Here is a 3,539-nt window from a genome sequence, read left to right as displayed (position 1 = left end):
CCTGAAGGAGCGTCTCCTCGCCACCGGCGTGTCCGTGTCCGACCTGGTGTCGACGGCGTGGGCGGCGGCCTCCTCCTACCGCGGCAGCGACAAGCGCGGCGGCGCCAACGGCGGCCGTATCCGCCTGGAGCCGCAGCGCGGCTGGGAGGCCAACGACCCCGAGTCGCTGGCGAAGGTGCTGCAGAAGCTGGAGGAGATCAAGGAGGCCTTCGACTCGGCGCAGACCGGCGGCAAGAAGGTCTCGCTGGCCGACCTGATCGTGCTGGCCGGTTCGGCCGCCGTCGAGCAGGCCGCCAAGGACGCGGGCCTGGACCTGCACGTGCCGGTCACCGTGGGCCGCGCGGACGCCTCGCAGGAGCAGACCGACGTCGAGTCGTTCTCCGCGATGGAGCCGACCGCCGACGGCTTCCGCAACTACCTGCGCCCCGGCCACAAGCTGCCCGCCGAGTACCTGCTGCTGGACCGGGCGAACCTGCTGGACCTGAGCGCGCCGGAGATGACCGTGCTGGTCGGCGGTCTGCGCGTGCTGGGCGCCAACCAGGGCCAGTCGGAGCTGGGCGTGCTCACCACCGCGCCGCAGACCCTCACGAACGACTTCTTCGTGAACCTGCTGGACATGGCGGTCGAGTGGAAGCCCGCCGCCGCCGGTGACGGCACCTACGCCGCCCACGACCGCGCCACCGGCGAGGTCCGGTGGACCGGCAGCCGCGTGGACCTGCTGTTCGGCTCGAACTCGGAGCTGCGCGCGGTCGCCGAGGTGTACGCGAGCGACGACGCGAAGGAGAAGTTCGCCCGCGACTTCGCCGCCGCGTGGGCCAAGGTCATGGACCTGGACCGGTACGACCTGGTCTGATCGCCCCCGGTGATCGGACGCGGCCCCCGGCGGAGGGCTCTCCGCCGGGGGCCGCGCTCTTTCCCCCGCGTCGCGCCGCGGCGGTGTCAGCGCAACGCGTACGCCCGGATCACGGTCTGCTCCACCGAGTTCCCGGACGAGTCCGAAGTGGACGCCCGCAGCGACGCGAACATCGCCCCCGGCGGGCTCGCGGTCGTCACCGACCACTCGCCGTCCCGGCCGCTCACCGGGGCCGCCCGCCAGGTCCTGCCGTCGTCGTACGAGACCTCCACGCCCGGCCTGCGCACGTCCGACACGTCCGCGCTCCCGTTGCGCTGCACGGACACCGGGATCGTGACCCGGCCGCGCGGCGCCCGGTTGCGCTGGTCCAGGTCGGGCGCGAACCGCACCGCCAGCAGCGGCGCCGCCTCCTCCGCCAGGGTCCGCTCGGAGTGGAAGCGCCACTTCGCGCTCACCCGCGTGGACAGGTCGAACCCGGCGCCGCCTGCCGCGTCGACGCTCAGCTCGTAGTCCCCCGCGGTCTCGGGCAGCTGCGCCAGCAGGTGCCCGGCCTGCCGCAGCTCGTCCAGCAGCACCTCCCCGTCGCGGGTGAGCAGGACGCGCTCGGTGATGTGGTCCCGACCGCCCCGGTGGTTGGCGCTCTGGTCGGTGAACAGCGGAACCCGGTAGAGGAACCGGTCACCCCGGCGGGCGGCGTGGGGCAGGTCCCCCTCGCCGACCTCAGGGAACGCCGGGCCGAGCACACCCCGGTACCAGGACTCGTCCAGCACCTGGCCCTTGCGGTAGACCACGTCCTTCGCCTGCTCCTGGAAGCCCCTGCCGCTGCCGCCCTGCTCGGAGCGGAGCTCCGTCCCGTGCCGCCACGGCACGTCCGGGCTGTAGTGCAGCAGGATCGCGTGCGGTGTGGCCAGCTCGGTGAGGAACTGGTGCCGCACCACGGTCCCGCTGCCCGCGGAGGCCGCGGTGGCGTTCACGTGCGCCAGGTCCCGCTTGTGGAACTCCCGGCTCAGGTCGTGCGGAACACCGCCCTCGACGGCCCACTTCAGCGCGTACTGGTAGGGCAGGCCGGTGACCCCCTCGGGTGGGACCAGCGCGTGCTCCAGGGTGGTCTCGGCCGCCTCGGAGGTGGTGTCCGACGGCACGAAGAGCACGTTCTCGGGGTCGTAGCCGAAGCCGCTCGTGCGCGCCCGCCCGCCCAGCACGTCCATGGAGAGGAACGCGCCGACCATGGCGGGGACCGCGCCGGGTTCGTCCAGCGCGACCCGCGCAGGCACGCCGCGCCGGGCGTCCAGCTCCAGCACCGAGGAGGCGCCGATCCGCAGGGCGGGCTCGACGAACAGGGTGGCCTTCTCGTCCAGGGAGACCATCGTGGACATCAGGTAGTCGCCGACGGGCAGCCGGACGGTGGTGGAGCCGGACGGGTCGTACGGCCAGTACTGGTCGCCGGTGGCGGTGTTGAGCAGCCAGGACGCGTACCTCCGCGCGGGCCCGCCCTCGTGGTCGAGCACCCGGATCGGCAGGTCGCGCATCTCCGGCTCACGGGTCAGCCCGATCGGGACGCGCACGTCGTCGCCCGCGAGCAGCACGCCGCTGTACGCGCCGAGCGGCGAGTCGGCGGGCAGGGCGGTGGTGACGACGACCTCGGCGGAGCCGCCCGCCGGGACGGTGACCGACGCCGGGGACACCGAGACCGCGCCGGGGAGCTCGGCGCCGGAGGGGTCGCGCAGGACGGCGGTCAGCGCGACCTCCTCCGACTGGTCCCCGGTGTTGCGGTAGGTGACGGTGCGCGGGGGTGGTTGCTCGCCGTCGTCGTGCGGGAAGCGCAGGGTCCCCAGGCCCAGCGACGGCGGGTCGGCCTGGAGCGGGGTGGTGGTGGCTCGGGCCAGGTCGACGCGGCCCGCGCCCTGCTCGTAGGCGGTCGCGCCCTTCGGGTCGACGGCCGTGCCCATCAGGGCGGCCTTGAGCTGCTGGGCCCGCCAGTCCGGGTGCTGCTGCGCCAGGACCGCGGCGGCGCCCGCGACGTGCGGGGCGGCCATCGAGGTGCCGGACATGGCGACGTGCCCGCCCGGCGTGCCCGCCTCGGCCGCCACGACGTCGACGCCGGGCGCGGTGATGTCCGGCTTGAGCACGCGCTCGTCGGCGTTGGGGCCGTGCGAGGAGAACGGGGCCAGCACGTCGTCCCGGTCGACCGCGCCCACGGTCAGCGCGGAGGCCGCGGTGCCGGGGCTGCGGACCGTGGCGGCGTGCGGACCGGAGTTGCCCGCCGCGACCACGAACAGCGCGCCGGTCTCGGCGGTGAGCCGGTCGAGCGCGCGGGCCAGCGGGTCGTCCTCGCTCGCGGGGGCGCCCAGGCTCATGGTGACCACGTCGGCGCGGGCCGCGGCCCACTCCATCCCGGCGATGATCCACGAGTAGGCGCCGCTGCCGCGGTCGTCCAGGACCTTGCCGTTGAGGATCACCGCGTCCGGCGCGATCCCCCGGTACCGGCCGGAACCGGTGATGGTGGAGGCGACGTGCGTGCCGTGGCCGTTGCGGTCGCCCGCGTCTGCGCTGTCGCCGAAGTTCGCGGACTCCACGACCGCGCCCGCCAGGTCCGGGTGGGCCGCGTCGACCCCGGTGTCCAGGACCGCCACCCTGGCGCCCGCGCCGGTCAGGCCCGAGGCCCACGCGGCGGGCGCGCCGATCT

At 74.8% G+C, this 3,539-nt stretch carries 2 protein-coding genes; one reads left to right on the top strand and one right to left on the bottom strand.

The features are described 5' to 3' along the window. Positions 1–853, top strand: an 853-nt coding sequence (locus tag ACTUAL_RS28755; RefSeq protein WP_440902430.1) for a peroxidase family protein, incomplete at its 5' end; no start/stop codon positions are given. Between the two features lie 86 nt (positions 854–939). On the opposite strand, the gene ACTUAL_RS28750 is transcribed toward ACTUAL_RS28755, so the two are convergent. Further along, positions 940–3,539, bottom strand: a 2,600-nt coding sequence (locus ACTUAL_RS28750; protein ID WP_440902429.1) for a S8 family serine peptidase, incomplete at its 5' end; no start/stop codon positions are given.

Source organism: Actinosynnema sp., from assembly GCF_052038725.1.
Note: the sequence above shows the minus strand (reverse complement) of the source record. Positions and strands in the feature narration are given on the sequence as shown.